Below are 21710 nucleotides of genomic sequence, written 5' to 3' on the forward strand. Positions count from 1 at the left end.
CTTCAGCCTGCTTTTTGCCAGGCGCATATATCCAGGGTTGCGCCCCGGGTGATTTTTTGTTGCGCCACCTCTTCAGGCAGCAAGAGTGACTGCCCCTGATCACAGATCAGCAGGCGCTTACCCTGATAAGCGATGTCGCTGAGAATCTGGCCCCAGTGCCGGTACTGCACGTCATGCCCCTCCCCCGGATAAGCGCGTACGGCAGCAATGTTTGAATAATGCCCGGCCCAGAAATCCTTGTGCTCCATGGGCACTACGCTATCGGCGGTGCCCGCATAAATGAACACCGGTGACTTGACTGCCGCCCCGGAAGCCACCGGTTGCTGGCAATACAGGCGCCACTCATGCAACAGGGGTTTCACGTCCTGGGTGCCTTTCATGAAGAAGGTGCGCAGACCATCATCGTAGGCCGCATCTTGCCAGCCGCGGATGTGTTTGATTGAACTGTCGGCAGGCATGGCCCACCACTGCGTGGGCACCGTATAAGCCAGGGCAGTCGTCGCCAATTGCTCATCGGACAGCTTGCAACGCTCAGCGGGCTTGCCCACCCCCGGCTGTGAATAGGCCGCAGCGTAGTGAATCGAACGCACCCGGGGCGCAAGGTCTGCTCCAATCCGGGCGACATAAGGACCACCACCGGAGATCGCCAGCAAGGAAAATTCATCAACACCCAGATGGTCAAGCAAGGCATGGACATCGGCACTGTAGCTGCCGTAATCGCCTTTCGGATCGAAGGCACTCTGGCCAAAACCGTTACGTTCCAATGTGATGAACCGCAGCTTTAATTGCTCGCGGGTAGAGCGCAGAAAATTGGTCAGTTCCAGGGCTCTTGCACTGGTGCCGTTGCCCCCGACAAACACAACCGCGATCCCGTCTTCAGGGCCCTCGTCGATATAAAACAGCTCTTTTCCCTTGTCCGACCATTGATGCACCGGGGTCGCCATCTGATCAAAATCGCTCTGTACGACAACTGGCTGCTCAGTGCTCGCGAGTGCAGCGCAGACGGTAAAAGGCAGGCAGAGCACAGTGACAAATCGTTTTTTCAACATGACATCCTCTTGTACTTATTATGAAAGCCGAGCCCGACTACAGGCGCGAACACCGCCCCTCAGGGCACGTACTTGCCGCTGCGTCGCACAACGCCGTGATCGGTACCGCCAGCCAGCCGGGCTCCTGCAAGGCACCTTTACTATACGCATCAGGTCCCGGGGGTCTTTGTCGAGAACGGGCCAGCCACCAGAAGTCAGTAACTGGAGCGATAGCAACCGCGCCGGCAAACCTTCCGGGAGCCTGTAACAGAGGGGGGTTTTAAGATTTTTTCCGGCGTAACAGCAAAATTAAAAAGCCGACCACCTGCATCGCGATCACTCCTGCCACCAGTCCCTGTACCCACGGGCCCAGGATGCTCAGCCATTGCAGCACATAGATCAAAAACACTGCCGAAGCGAGGATCCAGCAAATGTTGAGCACACTGCGGATCAGTTTTGGATGGCGTCGATACCATCTGGAAGGGCCTTGTGCTCTGACCCGGGAATCAATCAGGCCCAGCAATTCGAGGATGGCGCAAAGAAAGTCGATCATGTCGTCCTTTAACGCAACGGGGTTGTTTGCAGGGCACGGAAGCCGTCAGGCGGATTAAATATAGCAGCCGGCCGCGCAAAGTCTTTTGCACAGCGTCGGGACGATTTTAATTGCTTGTTTTTTTACAACTTCCTGTACATGAACAGCAGCACCAAACCAACTCCCACAAACAACACTGTATAGATGGTTTGCCTCATTGCCCTGGCGTCTGATTCAACCACCTTGATTTGACACTCCCAGGAAGTAAAGCACCGCGGTATACAAAACTCCACACCTTCTATACGACATGCTATAACCCTGCCTTCGTAATGCCTGACCACAATAGCTTTACCAAGATTAGAACCAAATCCCTCGATGAGGCGGGTATAATCAGGCACCGCTGTTAACTTGATCAGCTTGCCACTGTTTTCTTTAACCAGAAACGAAGTCGAATACTGAGAGCTGTCCGCATACGCATATAGTGCACCTTCCGTCGTGACTAATACCCTTTCTACCGGCCTTGGTTCATCCCAGTAACAGTACAGATAAAAAACGCTCAGCGAACATGCGATCACAAAGCAATAGCCCGCACTGCCAAGCAATTTACTGGATTTGAAATTTTTCCAAAAGGCGCCAATCACACCACCCCCCCGGGCCACACAAGCCTCGTTAAAAAAATCACTCCCGCTCGCTCTGCCCCCGCCCATCATCATGTCTTGAGCACGCCTTGCATAATAGATCAACCTGCCGGCAGCCCTTTGTTTTTCAATGCATCTGCCATCCGTGACCACGACTCAAAGAAAAAACTTGCACCGCTGTTTTATAAACAGTCTTTTTTCTGTGACATCCGTCACACTCTATAGAAATAGCCCTATGACTAATGACGATAATCAATTTCAGGTTATCGGCAATATCATCTAGTCCGCACGGACGATGCTGCCCCTCTTCAAATATTTATAGTCAAGGCCGCCATCCTGTGGCCCGACTTATTTCAATGTCTGCAGTAACTATTGACAGCCATTATTGATTTATCTTATCAATCAAAGGTTATTTATAAACATGCATAACAATTATAAGAAAGCATTACTGGTAATGGGTTTGAGTGTGATCGCGGGGGGGCTGCAGGCTGCGCCTCAAGTGCCAATATCCGCCGCACCGCCAGACCCTAAAGCCATTGAACGGTTTGAACTACGCACCGACCTGATGAAGCAATACCCCAACATATTGAATACCCTGCGCTCCAATCCGAACGCCGGTTTTGGCGGCCCTGTATCCGCGGCCATTGCCAATCATATGTACAGTAGAACCAACCAGGCCGCGATTGACGATGCGCGCTCAAAGCTGACCATAGAGCCACAGGGCAAGGGGACCTGGTTGTTACGCCTGCCCTTTGTCAATGTCGCGGTATTCGAAACGGCCGAGGGCCTGGTGCTGGTCGATAGCGGTTATGCACCCGCAGGGCCGGCTCTGCTTGAGGCGCTGCGCAAGATCAGTGACAAGCCGGTTAACACCATTATTATCACCCACCACCATGCCGACCATGCATTTGGTGCCTGGGCGCTGCTCGCGGCCGGAGAGAAGCCGCGCATCATTACCACTGACACTTTTCTTTCCGAACTGGCCACTGACATCAGGCTGGTCAACTTCTCCATGGTGCGCCTCAACAATCAGGACCCGCGGGATGTTCCGCGGCGCATGGAAGATACCATCCTGCCCACCGAAACCTTCCACGGCACCAAAACCCTTAGCATTGGCGGCGAAGACTTCGTATTGACCCAGGCCCGCGGAGAGTCTGCCGACCAGCTTTGGGTGAGCGTACCTTCACGCAAAGTGGTGGTCAGCGCCGACTTTTGGCAACCCTTCCTGCTCAATGCCGGCAATGGCAAGCGCCGTCAGCGCCATGTCGCCGAATGGGCACAGGCATTACGCGATATGGCCGCAACCAGACCGCAACGGGTACTGCCCATGCATGGCGCGGCAATGGTCTCTGGCGCTGAAGCTCAAGACAAGCTGCTGGCAGCTGCCCAGATGCTGGATTCGGCTGTCACCCAAGTGGCCAACGGGCTCAATGACGATAAACGTCCAGATGAAATCGTGGATGCCGTCAAGCTGCCTGAAAAACTGCAAGGGCGCACGGACATGGCGCAGACATACAACCGCTTTCAAGACGTTGCAAAAATGGTCTTGAAAGAAGATGGCGGCTGGTGGAATGGCGTGCCTTCGGATTGGTCCCCTGCCCCGCTCTCGGCCTTTGGCAGTGAAATAGTCGACCTGAGCGGCGGAATCGACAAATTGACCGCCCGAATTAGGGTATTGCAGGACGTTAATCCGGCCCTGGCCTGCAAACTGGCAGACATGGCCTACTTTGCGGCACCGGATAATAAAGACGTCCTGCAAGCATCTCTGGATGCGTACTCCAGACGCATTGTGCCAGGCGTTCCCACTCAAGAAGTGACGGTTTACCTGGAACACATGCTCACGCTCAAGCAACGTTTGAAGCATCTGAATAACCCGCCAGACCAGAGTAGCGCATCCCTCTGACCCACCTCTTTTTCAACGCACCAGTTCCTGCAGGTTAAAATGAAAACCAATAAAAAAAATATGGCATTGACCTTATCTTTACTGGCCGGACTCACCGCCTCTTGCACTGCGTTTTCCAAAGTCACACCTGAGGAAGCCGCTCAACTGGGGAAAAATCTTACCTGCCTGGGTGCAGAACGTGCAGGGAACGCTGCCGGCAGCATTCCCGCATTTACCGGCGAGTATGTAGATCAAGTACCGGGCTGGAATCACACCTTGTATTCCGGTGACCAACCCGTAGACCCGTTCAAGGATGAAGTGCCCGTTCTGGTGCTCACTTCAAGCAACTACAAGGAACACGCGGCCAATCTGACCGAGGGCCAGAAAGTCCTGTTCGAGAAATACCCTGACAGCTACAAAATGAACATTTATGCGGGCAAGCGGATCTTTGGAGTACCCGATTATGTCTGCCAGCACGCTCAGTGGAATGCCCTGAACGCCGAACTGGTGAATGACGGAATGGGTATCAAGGGCCTGGGGCAAGTGCCTTTCCCTATTCCTAAAAGCGGCCTGGAATTGCTGTGGAACCATATGCTGATCGCCGGGCCCTGGACCCAGGACATCACCCGTTCAAACGCATCGGTACTGCCTAACGGCAGTATTGGCTGGGGTAAAACCCGTCTTCGCGGCTTGTCACCTGCCAATAATCCGAACGAGCTACCGGTCTCCGAGGGCGTGCGTGCATTTTCCTGGAACTTCACCATGCAGCCACAACGGGATGCAGGTGTCAGCACGGTTTCACAGGACTACTACGACTGGAGCAAACAGGGACGTCTGGCCTGGAGTTATAACCCCGGGACTCGACGGGTTCGACAGTTGCCGGGGTTTGGCTTCGACCAGCCGATGATTGGCACCAATGGCACCATGGTCGTGGATGACGACCGCCTGTTCAACGGCTCGCCTGAACGTTACGAGTGGAAAAACCTGGGTAAAAAAGAGATCTACATCCCGGTCAACGCCTTTCGCGTCAACAGTGGTGCAGTTAAATACAGTGACTTGCTGACCCCCTCTCACCCTGATCCTGACTACCTGCGCTTTGAGCTGCGTCGAGTCTGGGTGCTGGAGGCCAACTTGAAAGCAGGCTATCGCCATTTGTACAGCAAGCGGGTCATTTACCTGGATGAGGATACCTGGGCCGGCACACTGGCGGACAACTACGATGCCCGCGGAAAAATCTGGAAGCACGCCATGATGAATTACTTCCAGCATCCTGACGCCAAGCTGGCGATTTCCGGGGTGCAGTTTTTCTATGACCTGAGTTCGAGGCAGTACACCGCTTACGGGCTGACCAACGAAGAGCGCAAAGGCCCGATCATGAACAATCTGAAGCTGACGGCCGATATGTACACCCCCGATGCATTGAGAGCGAGCGGCCGCTAAGCCTGCTCCCGGCCACAGAGCACTGCCTGCCCGTCGGTAAATGCGGGCATTGGCACTGCTCTTTGTACGCCTGCCAATCACCAGCCGTGAGCGGATGCAAGCTCACCCTTTTCTTGCACCGTCCGGTCAAGGCACTATGCATGGCGACGACTTTCAGTCAGACACCAAGCCGGGATCTTTTTCAGGGACGACGACATGACCAGGGTCTACCAGGGCAACTGCCTTTGCGCAGCCGTCAGCTATGAACTGCTTACAGCGCCAAAGGCCGTCAGTCATTGCCATTGCAGCCAGTGTCGCAAAGGCCATGGTGCCGCATTCGCGTCTTATGCCAGCGTGCCCCGCAGCGCACTGCGGATACTCAGCGGCAGCACCAGCATCACGGGCTATTGCTCGTCGGCCTCGGTGCTGCGCGAATTCTGCATGCACTGTGGCTCGACCTTGTTCTGGTCACGCTCTGAAGGCCAATTCAGCGAATGGGTCTCCATAGCGCTGGGCACTCTGGACACGCCCTTTACGCCGCCAAAGCAACAACACCTGTATGTCGCTTCTGCCGTTCACTGGTACACACCCTTGCAAACATGCCCCCGGGAACCCATCGACGGGCAGACCGTCAACCAGCCCGAATGACCGGCCAGTGGCGTCAGCTTGGGAACTGCAAAGGTACGAACGGGCCAGCCGGACTGACCCATGGTGGCTACTGCCCGAGTCGCGGCAAATAGATAGCAATACGGATAACAAAGAGGGTCAGGGCGCATCCGGCAGAACTACCGGCTGCGCCCTGACCCCAGGATGCCTGCATCCACAACATACAGGTGGTTTGCTTGACGAGGGCTAAGGAGTGGCGGGGCAAATATGCTCAAGCTATTGCAAGCACCGCGAACGGATCATGATTCGCGAAGGAACAATCCCTTGGGCAAGCGTGACCGCCGCCACTTGATCCCACTCCGACAAATTAAACTTTATTCAACATCAAATAATTATGGGTGGACACCAGCCCGACTCGAAGACGGTGTTCGGTGCCATAAATATCCATCACGTGGAGCGGCATCATCATTTTATTCGGCACCTGATGCTCGGCCCCGTTCTGTGCCCGATAATAAAATTGATGATTCTGGTCAGTGAGAAAATGCCCGATCACAACTTCACCGGCACGCGGGTGAAAGATACGCGGTGTAAAGTTTGGGAAGGCTGTGGCCAAGAGACTGTGCACCCGATAAAAATAGCCATCGGAGCCATACCAATTAGGTGGCTCCTGCATTCGTACGTGGGTTTCGCCAGGATAGGAAATATAGGTAAACGTTGTTTTTGAGCGAGTCACAGGGCCTCGAGATGCCCACATCATCTCGCCCCCTATCGCTCCATCAGCACCGCTCGGGTGAGAAGTGACCGATTTGATTGGCACTTTACGGCCGTTGGGCATGCGGATATTAACGTGTTGCTCAAATGCACGATACTCGCCCCAAGAAAACTTGTTCGATGCAACCAGCGTATCCCTCAGATAACCTGAGCCGTCGGCTTTTCGATCACCAAAGTTCTCGTTCGGCAAGGACGGGAAGCTGACAGGCTCCACCTCGAACGAAGAGTTGAAGCGCCCGCGTTTATCACCCTCACCCAGGTCGTCGGTCACATCGCTGTAGTTGCTGCGAAATACCGTGCCATCACCGTTGGTAATGCGTGCCGCCAATCGGCGCGCAGCGCGGGCGCCGGTTGAAACATAAAAAGTGACGCACTGGTAGCCGCCGGGGCAGTCCGCCAGGGTTGCGTCCATCGAAGGAGAGATTAGAACCGGGCCGAAAGATTCAGATGTTGGCTCAATAGGCTCGGAGACTTTCGCGTCTGGATCATCTGCATAATCTGCATCATCTGCGCTGCTGTCACTGGTTTCAAACAGCTGCGGCTGTTCCAACCTCAGGGATCTGATTGAATCAAGAAAGCCTCGATCCCAGATAAAGCCTCGATGGTGCCATGAACTGGTCCAGTCTCCGGAAAAGTTATCATTATAATCAATCAGGGCCGACGTGTTGTAATCAATCAGTCGAATCTGATCCAGATCACTTTTCGGGATAGTTGCAACATTACCTGCCGCATCTTTCGCCGCCAGACGCACGGTAACGCGTAACTGCTGGCGCTTATTGTTCAGCAGCGGATAACGGGCATTTTGCAGGTGCGCGTCGTTCTCGACAAACACTCGGAAGTACGAAAGCTGTTTCCAATTAGTCGCCTGTGTTGGCGACGAGTCAATAATAGACATGGGTTCATCCTTTATAATGAATAAACTAATTTAAGTAATGGACTGAACAATGAATATCCTGGCTGCACCCTACCCATCGGCACATCAAGATATCAATACAACTTGCGAGGGCAGCCACCTCTTTATGCAAGTTACGAAATAAAGTGTATAGCGGCCTGTTTACGTCGAACACAACCAGCCCGTGTAGACGGCGACATTACAAAAGCCATAGGGTCTTTATCTGTTTGTGAACACAGTGGTTAATTCGAACTTTGTTGTGGCCCGCGAAGGTACATAACTATTGGGGAGCCGGCCCGGGGTAAAAAAAGCTGCTCTTGAGCCGGGAATGGAACTGCGCTGAGCAAGTGCCTGGTTCTATGTCATGCGGGCCACTGGTATTGGCCCGCGCTGGATCCGGCGGATTCAAGCCAGCAGTTCGATGATCCACTGCGCTTGCCGGGCGATCTCCTGCACCTTGTGCTCTGGCACGGCCTGCTGCGCCCGTGCCAGGTTGGCCAGGTTCTGCTGCTTGTGGCGCAGGATGCGCTGCCACTTGAGCAGGAACGCCGGGCTGCGGGCCTGCATCTGCAACGGTCCGAAGAACAGTTGCTCAGGGCTGTACAACACCGGCCCGTCGTGTTCGGCAACGATGATTTCGTAATCGAACCGGTTTTCCTGGAGCAATTCCTCGTGATGGATCCGGTAGCCGTTCTCCATCAGCCATTGGCGCAATGGTTGTTCGCCGCCGTTGGGCTGCAGGATCAGCCGTTCCTGGCCGCTGAGGCGCGCCTTGCCACTGTCGAGGATGTCACGGATGGTTTCACCGCCCATGCCGCAGATACTGATGGCAGTGATTGCGTCGCCCGGGGCGATTGCCGCCAGCCCGCTGGCCAGACGCACAGTAATGCGTTGCTCCATTGCGTTCTCGCGCACGGTACGTTCGGCTGCACTGAAAGGCGTCAATGCCACCTCGCCGGCCACCGCAAAGGTGATCAGGCCACGGCGCATCAACGCCACCGGCAAATAGCCATGGTCCGAGCCGATATCGGCCAGACGCGCACCCGCCGGCACATGCGCCGCGACACGCTCCAGGCGCATGGACAATGTATGTTGGTTCAACTGCAGTTCCTTATCACCACGAATGTCCGACCCCTCTGGCTGGCTCACGCCTCTATCGGGGGAGCAGCTTTGCATGCCAGCGTTGGTCGTCATGCCCCCTGCCCATTGTGACAAAAGCTGAGCGCCAAGCATAACCGGCGTACTGGCCGCGGGTGGCCAGTGCCCATGATTTTGGCGGTTTGATTAAAGCTGACGGGAGCAAGGGCTCGAGCGCCTTGCATATGGAGCGCCTGAACCAGCCTGCAGGGCCGTTACCGCTCGAAGTCGCTAGCGCCTGGCGATAGATACGGCTTGCCCTTTCGCGCTCGTTGCGCGCTATGTAATATCAGCGCAGGCTGATACTGCCTGCCGCTCGCGTCCGCAAGGAAAGGTGAAAGTATTGTTTCTGTTCCCGAATCCTCCCGTTTCTTTTGACAGTCGAGGTTTGGCAATGCGGGCACCGTGCGCCTCGACCTCAGGAGAACAACCATGATTTCGATCGAACAAGCCAAACAGATGGCCAGGCGGCTGCGTGCCTCCCGAGAACTGTTCGCGCAAGAGCTGACTCATGCCACGGCGCTGGAAACGGTGGCGCACTTGCTGGGCTACAAGGACTGGAACACTGCGTCAGCAATACTGCCCGCCGAGAATCCCTTGCCGGTCATCAGGTTCGACAAGGCCATCCCGATCCTGCGGATGTTTGACGAAGCCAAGGCCCGGGAGTTCTATCTGGATTTTCTGGGATTCAGCGTCGAATTCGAGCACCGCTTCGAAGCGGATCTGCCGCTGTATCTGGGGATCAGCCGCAACGGTCTGCAACTGCATCTCTCCGAGCACCATGGCGATGCGAGCCCCGGGGCGACCCTATTTGTGCCGATGCACAATATTCAGTTGTTGCATGACGAACTCCAGGGCAAGCGCTACGGCTACGGACGCCCGGAGATTGTTCAGCAGGGCTGGGGGCAGGTTCTGGAAGTCCATGACCCCTTCGGCAACCGCATCCGCTTCTGTCAGGACTAAGACGTTGTCGGATTGAGCGTGAGCTTGGCAATGCGGCTGCCGGGCACATGATTAACTGTAGGAGCGAGCTTGCTCGCGAGCTCTTCGGGGTGCATCGGAAAAGCTCGCGAGACAAGCTCGCTCCTACAGGGGTGTGGGCTATCGATTCGGCTGCCGGGTACATGAATTATCTGTAGGAGCGAGCTTGCTCGCGAGCTGTTCGGGGTGTATCGGAAAAGCTCGCGAGACAAGCTCGCTCCTACAGGGGTGTGGGCTATCGATTCGGCTGTCGGGTACATGAATTATCTGTAGGAGCGAGCTTGCTCGCGAGCTCTTCGGGGTGCATCGGAAAGCTCGCGAGACAAGCTCGCTCCTACAGGGGTGTGGGCTATCGATGCGGCTGCCGGGTACATGAATTATCTGTAGGAGCAAGCTCGCTCCTACAGGGCGTGGGGTTAGCGCTTGAGCTTGCGCTTGTTGCGGTACTGGTCGATCACCACCGCCACCACGATGATCAGGCCCTTGATGATGTCCTGGATGTAGGCGTCAACCCCGACAAAGGTGAAACCACTGGCCATGACGCCAAGGATCAGTGCGCCGATCACCGTACCGGTAATGCGCCCTACTCCGCCCGCCAGGCTGGTGCCGCCAATCACTGCCGCGGCAATTGCATCCAGTTCATAGGACATGCCCATGCCCGCCTGCCCGGTGGCAGCCCGTGCCGACGCCACGACGCCGGCCAGACCCGCCAGCAGACCGGCGATGCTGTAGACGATGATCAGGTGACGCTTGACGTTGATCCCCGAGGTACGCGCCGCCTGCATGTTGCCGCCGATGGCGTAGGTGTACTTGCCATATTTGGTGTAGCGCAGGGCAATGTGGAATATCAGCGCCACCACCAGGAAGATGATGACCGGCATCGCCCCATGTCCGATGGCGGTGTAGGAGTCCGAGAGCATGCTCACCGGCTGGCCTTCGGTGTAGTAACGCGCCAGGCCACGGGCCGACACCATCATGCCCAGGGTGGCAATAAAGGGCGGAATCCCGGTAATCGCAATGATGCTGCCGTTGATCGCCCCCGCCAGCAGCCCCACGCCAAGCCCGGCCAGCACCGGGATCCACACCGGCAGGTCGGTCAGCGACGGGAATACCGCCCGGGTGAAATCAGAGGTTTGCGCCAGGCTGGCGGCAATCATCGCCGACAGCGCCAGCACCGAGCCCGATGACAGGTCGATACCGGTGGTGATGATCACCTGGGTGACACCAATGGCCAGCAAGCCAATCACCGACACTTGCAGGATCATCAGCACCAGACGCTGGGAGTTCATCAGGAAACTCTGGTCACGCACGATCCAGCCAAATACTTCAAACACCAGACCAATGCCGATCAGCACCAGAAAGATGCTCAGCTCGGTGGGGAACCGACGACGGCTTTTGGTTTTAGGCGGGGCCACGGCAGGCTTGTTTTCAGTTATTGCGTTCATGGACGTTTTCTCTCTTGTTCTGCTGCGCCACTGACCCTGTCGGGCCGCTGCACTGAAGTCATTAATGAATCGCGGTAATACCGGAGGCCAATTGCATGATTCGCTCCTGGGTCGCCTCGCTGCGGTCCAGGGTGCCCATCAGTTCACCTTCGTGCATGACCATGACCCGGTCGCTCATACCCAGCACTTCAGGCAGTTCCGATGAAATCATGATCACCGCCATGCCTTCGCTGGCGAGAAAGGAGATCAGCCGGTAAATCTCGACCTTGGCCCCGACGTCGATACCCCGGGTCGGCTCATCCAGAATCAATACCCGGGGGTTGGTCATCAGCCAGCGGGCCAGCAAGGCCTTTTGCTGATTGCCGCCGGACAGGGTGTCGATGCATTGCTCAAGGGAAGGGGTTTTGACCCGCAACTTTTTGCACATGTCTTCGCACAGGGCGCGCAGGGCTTTTTGCTGGATAAAACCATTGCCGGCGTAATGCGGCAGAATCGCCATTTCCATGTTTTCCAGCACCGACAGGCAGGGGAAAAGTCCGGTCAGCTTGCGGTCTTCGGTCAACAGGGCGAAGCCCTTCTCGATGGCCATGTTGGGACTGGTTATACGCACGGGCAGCCCGTCCAGCTGGATTTCTCCACCACTGCTCGGGGTGATGCCGAAAATGGTTTCGGCGATGTTGGTTCGTCCCGAGCCCATCAAACCGGCAATGCCCATGATCTCGCCTGCGTGCAGGTCAAACGTAACCCCCTTGAACACGCCGTCCAGACTCAGGTCGCGGACCGACAACAGCAGTTCGCCCAGCGGGTTTTCCCGCACCGGAAACAGCTGGTTCAATTCGCGCCCCACCATCATCGAGATCAGGCTGTCGCCGTCCATGCTGTCGGCCCGCTGCAGGCCGATATAGGCACCATCGCGAAACACTGCCACTTCGTCGGCGATGCTGAACACTTCGTTCATTTTATGGGTGATGTAGATGATGCCTTTACCCTGGGACTTGAGGTCGGCAATAATCGAAAACAGGTGGGCGACTTCCTTGTCGGTAATGGCCGAGGTCGGTTCATCCATGATCAGGATGTCCGAGTTGTACGACACGGCCTTGGCAATTTCCACCATCTGCCGCTCGGCGATGCTGAGGTTGCCTACCAGTTCCTGGGGGTCGAGGTTGATGCGCAGACGCTCCAGCAGTTGCGCAGTGCAACGGAACATCTCGCGATGGTCGATCATGTGCAGCGCGTTGAGCTGCTCGCGGCCGATCCAGATATTTTCCGCAATGTTCATGTGCGGCATCAGGTTCAGTTCCTGATGGATCATGGCTATCCCTGCCTGCAAAGCCGCCAGGGGACCGGCGAAGGTCACGGGTTTGCCCCGCAGTCGCAACTCGCCGGAGTCGGGTTGATAGATACCGGCGATGATTTTCATCAGGGTCGACTTGCCGGCGCCGTTCTCCCCCATCAGGGCCAGAACCGAACCCGGACGTACCCGCAGTTGCACGTCATCAAGCGCCACTACGCCGGGAAAACCCTTGCTGACGTTGACCACCTCCAGCAGATAAGGAACCTCTTGAGGGAGAGCCGCAGGCGCGGGCGCCATGGTCGAGGTGCTTGAAACAGTCGCTGACGCGAGCATAGCCAGTACTCCTCAGATGCCTCGGTGAATGTCCGAGACAGCGGGCAAGGCTTGAGCCCTGCCGCATATTGTTGTTATTGGATTGAGATGACGACTACTTGAAATCCTTGGCATTGTCTTTGGTGATCAGCTGGAAAGGCACCCAGACCGCCTGCTCTACCGGTTCTTTCTTGATCATTTTCAGGGCGGTATCGACCGAGCCGTAGGCCTGGCCCTTGGCGTCCTGGAACACCGTGAGCGCCAGCTCGCCCTTCTCCACCGCACGCACGCCGTCGGGGGTGCCGTCGACACCGGCAATCAGCACAGTGCCGGGCTCGATGCCGGCCTGCTTCAAAGCCATTGCCGCACCGATGGCCATCTCGTCGTTGTTGGAGACCACCGCATCAAACTTGCGGCCCTGGGTCAGCCAGTCGTTGGTCAGGGTCATGCCTTTGTCTCGCAGCCAGATCCCGGTCTGCTCCTGGTCAACCTTGATATCGGGGTACTTGGTCAGTTCCTCTTTCACGCCTTTGGTGCGGTTGGTGGTGGCGTTGTTGGCCAGATCGCCCAACAGGATGACGATATCGCCCTTGCCACCCATTTTTTTCGCCAGGTATTCCATCTGCATCTGACCGGCTTCTATATCTTTGGAGGCCACGGTGGCAACGCCCGGCGGCAGTTTTTCATCATCCGGGCGGCGATTGACGTAGACCAGCGGAATCCCCGCCTTGACCGCTGCTTCGGTGATTTTGCGGGTCGCGGCGGTGTCCACCGGGTTAACCACAATGGCGTCGACTTTCTGGCTGATAAAATTTTCGACCTGACTCAGCTGCTTGACCACGTCAGCGCGGGCATCTTCAAACTGCAACTGCACGCCTTCGGGGTTGCTCTTGGCTCTTTCGTTCATCGACTCACGCAAGTAAGTCAGATACGTGTCATCGAACTGGGACATGCTCACACCGATTTTTACGTCGGCCATGGCTGCGCCGCTGGCCAGCATCATCGACAGTGCAAGGGAAGCAAAACGTAGGCGGTGTTTCATTAGGGCAGTCTCCACATTCTTGTTGGTTTTATAGATGCGGTACGTACTTGAATGACAGCTGAGGTCAGGTCTCGCTGACCTGGAATTGACTCTATTGGAAAATAATTTCTATATCAACCGTATTTAGAATTTATTAAAAAAATAATTCTATTTTAGCTTGCCTGATCGAGCCGGATGACTTGCCTGCGCTCGGCACTCAGGCGTGCCGCGTCCAGCACCCGCAGGGCTTGCAACGCATCCTGCGGGTCCACCGGCACTGCCCCCTGGTGTTTTACCGCGTCGATCATTTGCAGATAAAACTGCTGCCAGCGGCCATGTTCGGTGGGTACCCGCTCACGCTCGGCCCCCTGCTCGAACCAGCCCCAGCGCCGATGCTCTTCGGCGCCCCAACGCTCACCTTCGGTTTTGGGCGACAACCCGGCGAGCACTGCCGCCTCTTGTCCGTCAAAGCCTTCAACGCTGTAGCTGCCCAGGCTGCCGGTCACCCGAAACCTGGGGCGTGGACTGCTTTGCAGGCAACTGCCACCGATGTGGGAAACCACGCCATTGGCGTGGGTCAGGGCGATGAAGAACGTGTGATCGATGCCGGGGTGCCCGGGGCTATCGGCCAGTTCGGCGTAAACCGTCTGCACCGGGCCGAACAGCTGCAGCGCCTGGTCAACCAGATGGCTGCCCAGATCCCGCAGCCAGCCACCGCCGCTGGCATCCCCCACCGAATCGGGAGCAAAGCGCTCAACGAATGATTCAAAGCGGGTGACCTGGCCCAGGGCAGCGGCATCCAGCAATTTGCGGATGGTCAGAAAATCCGAGTCCCAGCGCCGGTTTTGATACACGCTCAACAGCACGTTCTGACGTTGAGCTGCGGCCACTAATTGTTCGGCCTGATGGGTATCGGCGGCGAAAGGCTTGTCACTGACCACCGGCACACCCAGCTCGATGGCCTGCATGACCAGCTCCGGGCGGCCTTGCAGCGGGGTAGAAATCACCAGTAGATCAACCCCGGCTTCGACCATCTGGCCCAGGCTGTCCCAGGCCTTGACCCCGGGGTATTCGCTGGCCAACAAGCGGCGCCGCTCAGGCGAGCGGGTAACAACCCCCGCGAACGTGATGCCGGGCAAACTGGCAATCAGCGGAGCATGAAAAAAACGGCCACCGTGGCCAAAACCGACAAGTCCAATACGCATAAAGCCTCCATGTACCCGGGCGAACCTGTCTCCTGCAGGAGCGAGCTCGCCTCGCGAGCTTTTGATCTTGAAGAACTCGCGAGGCAAGCTCGCTCCTACAGGTTTTTCTGGTATTTGGTTTATTGGGCGTGCGGGCCGTAAAACCCCGGACGCTCCGGCAACTGCACTTTGACGATTGCCCCGCTCTGCTGCGCTTCGATGCAGGCATCCGCTGCCACCGCAGCAGCAAAACCGTCCCATGCCGAGGGGCCGCCTACCCGGCCTGCACGCACGGCGTCGATGAACGCTTGCAACTCAACGTCGTAGGCGCCGATGAAACGGTCTTTCCAGTCCATCAAAATGGCGTTGGACAGCTTGGCGCCGCTGCGCAGTTGCACTTGCGACGGCTCCGGAAGTTTGGCAATCCCGGTCTCGCCCACCACTTCGCACTGAATGTCATAGCCGTATTGGCAGTTAACAAACACCTCAACATCGATCCGCGTGCCCTTGGCCGTTTCCAGCAGCACGATTTGCGGGTCTTTGAGATGGGCCAGGGCTTTGCTGGTCTTGCGCGGGAACACCACTTGCACCGAAACGTAGTCGTCATCCAGCAACCAGCGCAGCACGTCCAGTTCATGGATCAGGGTGTCGGTGATCGCCATGTCTGTCTTGTAGTTCTCGCCCACCGTCGGGTTGCGGTGCGCGCAGTGCAGCATCAACGGCTCGCCGATCTGGCCGCTGTCGATCACGGCTTTGAGTGCGCGGTAGCCCTCGTCATACGGACGCATGAAGCCGACCTGGACCAGACGCTTGCCATGGGCAACTTCTGCATCAACGATGGCCCGGCAGCCGGCGGCCGTCACTGCCAACGGCTTCTCGCAGAACACCGGCTTGCCGGCCTTGATCGCGGCCAGCACAAACTCTTCATGGCTTGGCCCCCAGGATGTCACCAGCACCGCATCGACTTCCGGTGCATTGATCAGGGCATGCCCGTCCGGGTACACCTCGGCGCTCAGCCCCAGATCAGCCACCACCTGGGCGGCTTGCAGCAGATTGATATCGGTAACGGCCACCACCTGGCTGTTGAGCAAGGTCTGGCTGCACCGACGGATATGGTCACGACCGATGGCGCCGGTACCGATCACGCCAAGCTTCAGGGAATTAGTGTTCAACGACATATGCCTGCTCCTGTTGGATTTTTTGTCAGAGGTTTGCGATCAGTACTGCCGGGCTTTGGAAAGTGCGAGGTTGAGCTTTTGTGCCGCCGCATCGGTCCGCGGGCTGGTGGACACCTGGGCCACACCCACGCGCCACCAGGTCAGGTAGCTGTGGATCATGGTTTTGGGCAGCACCTTGATGTCGATCAGGGTCGAGACCGTTTGCAAACGTGCATCGGCCAGTGCCATATGCAACTGTTCAAGGGTGCTGACCTTGTAGGTTTTACAACCGTAGGCCGCCGCGCTCATGGCGAAGTCCACCGGCACAAAACCACCGTCGAGCTTGCCGGTTTGCGCATTGCGATAACGGAATTCGGTGCCGAAGCTGTCCATCCCGTTGCCCATCTGCAAGTTGTTGATGCAGCCGAAGGTCATGTTGTCGAACAGCACCACGTTGATCTTGCGCCGCTCCTGAATCGAGGTCGGCAGCTCGGAGTGCAGCATCATGTAGGAACCGTCGCCCACCAGCGCGTAGACCTCACGCCCGGGTTCGGCGAGCTTGACCCCCAGCGCCGCGTTGACTTCGTAGCCCATGCACGAGTAGCCGTATTCCAGGTGATAGGTGTTGACCCCCTTGCTGCGCCAGGCCCGTTGCAAGTCACCGGGCAGGCTACCTGCCGCGGCCACGATCACCGCGTCGTCGGCCAGGCTGTGGTTGAGCACGCCCAGCACCTGGCTTTGGGTCAGGCATGAACCGGTCAGCTCGATAAACTCGCGCAGCACCGCCGGGTCAAGGTGGTCGGTGATCTCGGGGGCGAAGTCCGGCTGCTGATAGTCGACCTGATAAACCCGGTCGACTTCCGCGTCCAGTTGCGCCCTGGCCAATTTGGGGGCATCACCCCAGTCTGAGCGATAGCCCTGTTGCCCGAGGATCTCGCCCAGGGCTTGCAGCGCGGCCCGGGCATCGGCCAGCACTTGCACGCCATCGAGTTTCAGGGCATCGCAAGGGCTGATGTTGAGGTTGAGAAACTCCACCTCAGGGTGCTGAAACAAGGATTTCGACGAGGTGGTGAAGTCGGTATAGCGGGTGCCGATGCCGATGATCAGATCGGCTTGTGCGGCCAGCAAGTTGGCGGCCAGGCAACCGGTCTCGCCGATCCCGCCGACGTTCAGCGGGTGCGCCGAGACAATCGCGCTTTTGCCGGCCTGGGTTTCGGCGAACGGAATATCAAAGCGCTCGGCAAAGGCCTGCAGGGCTGCGTTGGCCGCGGAGTACTTGACCCCGCCCCCGCAGATGATCAGCGGCTTGCGTTTACGCGCAACGATGGCCTGGGCGTCGGCCAGCATCGCCGGGGTCGGCAAGCGACGGTCGATGCGGTGCACGCGTTTTTGCAGGAAGTAATCCGGGTAATCGTAGGCTTCGGCCTGAACGTCCTGTGGCAGGGCCAGGGTGACGGCGCCGGTTTCAGCCGGGTCGGTGAGCACGCGCATGGCCTGGATGGCCGCGCTCATCAACTGCTCGGGACGGTTGATGCGATCCCAGTATTTACTCACGGCCTTGAATGCATCGTTGGTGCTGATGCTCAGGTCGTGGAACTGCTCGATCTGCTGCAGTACCGGGTCAGGCTGACGGCTGGCATAGACATCGCCCGGCAGCAGCAACAACGGGATCCGGTTGGCGGTGGCAGTGGCCGCGGCGGTGAGCATATTGGCAGCCCCGGGGCCGACCGACGAGGTGCAGGCGTAAATCTTGCGTCGCAGGTTCTGCTTGGCGAAGCCGATCGCGGCATGGGCCATGCCCTGCTCGTTGCGGCCTTGATGCACCACCAGATCGCCGCTGTCCTGCTCCAGCGCCTGGCCCAGCCCCAACACGTTGCCGTGACCAAAAATGGTGAAAATCCCGGCGATAAACTTGCTCTCGACCCCATCGACTTCGACGTATTGGTTATCGAGAAATTTCACCAGGGCCTGGGCCATGGTCAGTCGTGTCGTACTCATGTTTTCACCCTGAAAAAATACCTGTCCCGACTACTTGCTGCCCGCTGCAGGAGCAAGCTCGCTCCTGCAGGTCAGGTGGGAGTTGTGGGGTTGGCTATTTGGCCGTCGGCATGCTGAATTCCGGACCCTTGGCGATGCTGTCCGGCCAGCGCTGCATCACGCTTTTGTAACGGCTGTAGAAGCGGATACCTTCTTCGCCGTAGGCGTGGTGATCACCAAACAGCGAACGTTTCCAGCCCCCAAATGAATGCCAGGCCATCGGCACCGGAATCGGCACATTGATGCCCACCATGCCGACCTTGATCGTGCGGGCAAAGGCCCGGGCCACGCCGCCGTCGCTGGTGAAGCAGGACACGCCGTTGCCGAATTCATGGGCATTGATCAACGCCACGGCACTGGCAAAGTCAGGCACCCGGACAATCCCCAGTACCGGGCCGAAAATCTCTTGCTGGTAGATACTCATCTCAGGGGTGACCTGGTCGAACAGGGTGGCGCCAACAAAGAACCCCTGCTCTGCGCCCGGCACTATCAGGTCGCGACCGTCGACAATCAACTGTGCGCCCTGGGCCACGCCCTGATCGATGAAACCGATGACCTTGGCCTTGTGCTCAGCGGTCACCAGCGGCCCCATTTCGCTGTCCGGCTGCAAGCCATTGCCGACCTTGAGCCGGTCGATGCGCGGCAGCAGTTTTTCGATCAATTTGTCGGCCACATCACCCACGGTCACGGCAATCGAGATCGCCATGCAACGCTCGCCTGCCGAGCCGTAAGCTGCACCGATCAGTGCATCCGCCGCCTGATCCAGATCGGCATCGGGCATCACGATCATGTGGTTCTTTGCCCCGCCCAATGCCTGAACCCGTTTGCCACGCGCGGTGCCCTGCTGATAGATGTACTCGGCAATCGGCGTGGAGCCGACAAACGACATGGCTTCGATGTGCGGATGCTGCAACAGCGCATCGACCGCGCTCTTGTCGCCTTGCACCACGTTGAATACACCATCCGGCAGGCCGGCCTCAGTCAGCAGGCGCGCCATCAGCAGGCTGGCTGACGGATCACGCTCCGAAGGCTTGAGGATGAAGCAGTTGCCCGTGACCAGCGCCAGCGGAATCATCCACAGCGGCACCATGACCGGGAAGTTGAACGGGGTGACCCCGGCGCACACGCCCAGGGGCTGGCGCAGGTTCCAGTTATCGATACCGCCACCGATGTTGTCGCTGAAATCGGTTTTCAGCAGAGCCGGCGCACCGCAGGCATATTCAACAATTTCAATGCCGCGGGTCACTTCGCCCTTGGCATCGGAAAACACCTTGCCGTGTTCGCGGCAGATGATTTCAGCCAGTTCATCGTGGTGTTCGTCGAGCAGTTGCTTGAACTTGAACATCACCCGCGACCGGCGCAAGGACGACTGTTCGGACCAGGCCGGAAATGCCTTGAGTGCCGAAGCCACGGCCTCGTCTACGGTGTGCTGGCTGGCCAGTGCCACCCGTGCCTGCACGGCGCCGGTGGCTGGATTGAATACGTCGCTGAAACGCTCGCCGCCTGTGTCCTGGAGCTGGCCGTTGAGGTAGTGACCGATAACCGGGGTAGTGCTCATTATTGTTCTCCGAAAACGTTAAAGATCCATCAGCCAGCTGTGCTGCGGGTCGTTGTGAAATTGCCAGACGCGTTTGGGGCCGGCCATGACGTTGAGGTAATAGGATTCATAGCCATAGGGCACGCTGACCGGGTGGTAGCCCTTGGGCACCACCACCAGGTCGCTGTTCTCCACTGCCATGGCCTGATCGAGGCTGCGGTCATCGGTGTAGACCCGCTGGAACACGAAGCCCTGGGGCGGGTTGATCCGGTGGTAATAGGTTTCTTCGAGAAAGCTCTGGTGCGGCAGATCGTCGGTGTCGTGTTTGTGCGGTGGATAGCTGGACGAGTGCCCGGACGGGGTACGCACCTCCACCACCAGCAGCGAATGCGCAGGCTCGGTGTCGGGCAGAATGTCGCAGACATAGCGGGTATTGGCGCCTTTGCCGCGCACGCTGCGCTTCATGGCCTCGGGTTTGATCAGACGTGCACCCAGCCCGGCGGTGGCCGAACCCGGTGCGGCACAGACAGCGATTTGCACCTCGCCCAAGGCCAGTACCCGGGCCTGACTGCCTGGCGGCAGGTAGGCAGCGAACGGCGATTTGTCCTCGAATACCGAGTCGCGATCGCCAATATCGGCCCAGCTGAAAGCGCCCTTGCCCGGCTCTTCGCCACTGATGGTGACCCGCCCGCTGAGCAGCACCAGGCACAGCTCCTGATCGCCGGCGCTGACCGGCAGATGTTCGCCGGCGGCCAGGCGATAAGCGCTAAAACCCACGTACTCCAGCGCACCCTGTGGCAGTTCGACCATGGTTTTACCCGTGGCCTGACTCTTGATCAGCAAGCTCATTTTCCGGTCCTCGCATCCAGCAGGCCGCGCAGGGTTTGATAGCCCTTTTGCGCATAGGCAAAACTCGGCGCCACGGCCGGGTCCTGTTCGGCTTCAACCACCAGCCAGCCGTGGTAATCGGCAGCCAGCAACACATCGAGCAATGCCGCGAAATCAATGTCGCCATCGCCGGGCACGGTGAAGGTGCCGTTGATGATGCAGTCCGGGAAGCTCCACAGGTTGTTGCGTGCCAGTTGCACCACGGCCTTGCGCACATCCTTGAAGTGCACGTGGCAGACGCGGTCAATATGTTTGCGCAACACCTCGAGCGGCTCGCCACCGCCCATGTAGCAATGGCCGGCGTCGAACAGCAGACCCACTTCGGGGCCGGTCAGGCTCATCAGGGTGTCGATGTCCGACGGCGACTCTACATAGGCGCCCATGTGATGGTGATAAGCCAGGCGCACGCCCTGGGACAGGGTGAACTGTGCCAGTTCATTGAGCTTGTCGGCATAGGCTTGCCACGCCTGTTCGGTGTGAAAGCGCGGGCGCTCGACCAATGGAATGCGCTGGCCCTGGATCGAGTCGGCGACTTCGCCATAGACCAGCACTCTGGCTCCGTTTTCGGCCAGCAACTGCACGTGACTGGCGATTGCATCGATCTCCTCGGCTGCCGAGCGCCGGGCCAGGCGGCTGGAATACCAGCCCGAGACCAGTGCCAGATCGTAGGGACGCAGCACATCGCCGACGCCCTTGGCGTCCTTGGGGAATTTGCCGTTGAGTTCGAAACCCTCGTAACCGATTTGCTTGCCTTCACTGAGCGCCGTGCTCAATGGCGTCTCGCCGCCCAATGACGGCAAGTCATCGTTACTCCAGGAAATCGGGTTGATGCCAATACGAATAGCGGGCATGGCTGCACCTATTATTGTTTTCTGAATTAAACAGCACCCTGCGGCTGTACTTGAACCTGTGCCTGAAGCTGGATCTGAACCTCTGAACCTGAACCTGA

The 21710-nt window shown here is 57.9% G+C and carries 18 protein-coding genes; 4 read left to right on the forward strand and 14 right to left on the reverse strand.

Annotated elements, in window-relative coordinates; all coding sequences use genetic code 11:
• Nucleotides 1-2: 2 nt before the first annotated feature.
• From WG29040_RS19245 to WG29040_RS19255, 3 genes are all read right to left on the reverse strand, one after another.
• On the reverse strand, nucleotides 3-1049 hold the full coding sequence (locus WG29040_RS19245) for an alpha/beta fold hydrolase (protein ID WP_127196704.1): 1047 nt from the start codon (nucleotides 1047-1049) through the stop codon (nucleotides 3-5).
• Between the two features lie 259 nt (nucleotides 1050-1308).
• Nucleotides 1309-1581: a hypothetical protein gene (locus WG29040_RS19250; protein ID WP_127196705.1), complete on the reverse strand. Its 273-nt coding sequence runs from the start codon at nucleotides 1579-1581 to the stop codon at nucleotides 1309-1311.
• Between the two features lie 122 nt (nucleotides 1582-1703).
• Nucleotides 1704-2273 (reverse strand): hypothetical protein, encoded by a 570-nt coding sequence (locus WG29040_RS19255; protein WP_256681562.1) that lies wholly within the window; start codon nucleotides 2271-2273, stop codon nucleotides 1704-1706.
• A 346-nt stretch (nucleotides 2274-2619) separates the two neighbouring features.
• Here WG29040_RS19255 and WG29040_RS19260 point away from each other — a divergent pair, with 346 nt between their 5' ends.
• From WG29040_RS19260 to WG29040_RS19270, 3 genes are all read left to right on the forward strand, one after another.
• Nucleotides 2620-4101 (forward strand): MBL fold metallo-hydrolase, encoded by a 1482-nt coding sequence (locus tag WG29040_RS19260; protein ID WP_003447642.1) that lies wholly within the window; start codon nucleotides 2620-2622, stop codon nucleotides 4099-4101.
• Nucleotides 4102-4140: 39 nt separating this feature from the next.
• A complete protein-coding gene (locus WG29040_RS19265; protein ID WP_127196706.1) occupies nucleotides 4141-5520 on the forward strand; it encodes a DUF1329 domain-containing protein in 1380 nt (459 codons plus the stop codon).
• Nucleotides 5521-5715: 195 nt separating this feature from the next.
• Nucleotides 5716-6147, forward strand: coding sequence for a GFA family protein (locus WG29040_RS19270; RefSeq protein WP_127196707.1), 432 nt, complete (start codon nucleotides 5716-5718; stop codon nucleotides 6145-6147).
• A gap of 325 nt (nucleotides 6148-6472) precedes the next feature.
• Here the strand turns inward: WG29040_RS19270 and WG29040_RS19275 are convergent, their stop codons facing one another.
• Nucleotides 6473-7771: a hypothetical protein gene (locus tag WG29040_RS19275; RefSeq protein ID WP_256681563.1), complete on the reverse strand. Its 1299-nt coding sequence runs from the start codon at nucleotides 7769-7771 to the stop codon at nucleotides 6473-6475.
• Nucleotides 7772-8173: 402 nt separating this feature from the next.
• A complete protein-coding gene (locus tag WG29040_RS19280; RefSeq protein WP_003447634.1) occupies nucleotides 8174-8869 on the reverse strand; it encodes a tRNA (adenine(22)-N(1))-methyltransferase TrmK in 696 nt (231 codons plus the stop codon).
• Between the two features lie 468 nt (nucleotides 8870-9337).
• Here WG29040_RS19280 and WG29040_RS19285 point away from each other — a divergent pair, with 468 nt between their 5' ends.
• Nucleotides 9338-9868 carry a glyoxalase superfamily protein gene (locus WG29040_RS19285; protein ID WP_127196708.1) on the forward strand — a complete coding sequence of 177 codons (531 nt, stop codon included), beginning with the start codon at nucleotides 9338-9340 and terminating at the stop codon, nucleotides 9866-9868.
• A 434-nt stretch (nucleotides 9869-10302) separates the two neighbouring features.
• Here the strand turns inward: WG29040_RS19285 and WG29040_RS19290 are convergent, their stop codons facing one another.
• The 9 genes from WG29040_RS19290 to iolE form a co-directional block, all read right to left on the reverse strand.
• Nucleotides 10303-11331: an ABC transporter permease gene (locus WG29040_RS19290; RefSeq protein ID WP_003447631.1), complete on the reverse strand. Its 1029-nt coding sequence runs from the start codon at nucleotides 11329-11331 to the stop codon at nucleotides 10303-10305.
• Nucleotides 11332-11392: 61 nt separating this feature from the next.
• The gene (locus WG29040_RS19295) at nucleotides 11393-12958 is read right to left on the reverse strand and encodes a sugar ABC transporter ATP-binding protein (RefSeq protein ID WP_003447629.1); all 1566 of its coding nucleotides are present in this window, start codon (nucleotides 12956-12958) and stop codon (nucleotides 11393-11395) included.
• Between the two features lie 94 nt (nucleotides 12959-13052).
• Nucleotides 13053-13979: a sugar ABC transporter substrate-binding protein gene (locus tag WG29040_RS19300; protein WP_003447628.1), complete on the reverse strand. Its 927-nt coding sequence runs from the start codon at nucleotides 13977-13979 to the stop codon at nucleotides 13053-13055.
• A gap of 152 nt (nucleotides 13980-14131) precedes the next feature.
• Complete coding sequence (locus tag WG29040_RS19305) at nucleotides 14132-15163, reverse strand: Gfo/Idh/MocA family oxidoreductase (RefSeq protein ID WP_003447626.1); 1032 nt, start codon at nucleotides 15161-15163, stop codon at nucleotides 14132-14134.
• A gap of 119 nt (nucleotides 15164-15282) precedes the next feature.
• Complete coding sequence (locus tag WG29040_RS19310) at nucleotides 15283-16320, reverse strand: Gfo/Idh/MocA family protein (protein WP_003447624.1); 1038 nt, start codon at nucleotides 16318-16320, stop codon at nucleotides 15283-15285.
• A gap of 39 nt (nucleotides 16321-16359) precedes the next feature.
• Nucleotides 16360-18297, reverse strand: coding sequence for a 3D-(3,5/4)-trihydroxycyclohexane-1,2-dione acylhydrolase (decyclizing) (iolD, locus tag WG29040_RS19315; RefSeq protein WP_127196709.1), 1938 nt, complete (start codon nucleotides 18295-18297; stop codon nucleotides 16360-16362).
• Nucleotides 18298-18391: 94 nt separating this feature from the next.
• On the reverse strand, nucleotides 18392-19894 hold the full coding sequence (locus WG29040_RS19320) for a CoA-acylating methylmalonate-semialdehyde dehydrogenase (RefSeq protein WP_127196710.1): 1503 nt from the start codon (nucleotides 19892-19894) through the stop codon (nucleotides 18392-18394).
• 18 nt (nucleotides 19895-19912) lie between these two features.
• Nucleotides 19913-20722 (reverse strand): 5-deoxy-glucuronate isomerase, encoded by an 810-nt coding sequence (iolB, locus tag WG29040_RS19325; protein ID WP_010656080.1) that lies wholly within the window; start codon nucleotides 20720-20722, stop codon nucleotides 19913-19915.
• A complete protein-coding gene (gene iolE / locus WG29040_RS19330; protein WP_003447616.1) occupies nucleotides 20719-21612 on the reverse strand; it encodes a myo-inosose-2 dehydratase in 894 nt (297 codons plus the stop codon). Before iolE ends, iolB begins: the two co-directional genes overlap by 4 nt.
• Nucleotides 21613-21710: the final 98 nt, after the last annotated feature.

Origin of the sequence: Pseudomonas sp. PAMC 29040, from assembly GCF_003994535.1 — a bacterium.
Taxonomy (GTDB): Bacteria; Pseudomonadota; Gammaproteobacteria; order Pseudomonadales; family Pseudomonadaceae; genus Aquipseudomonas; species Aquipseudomonas paraversuta.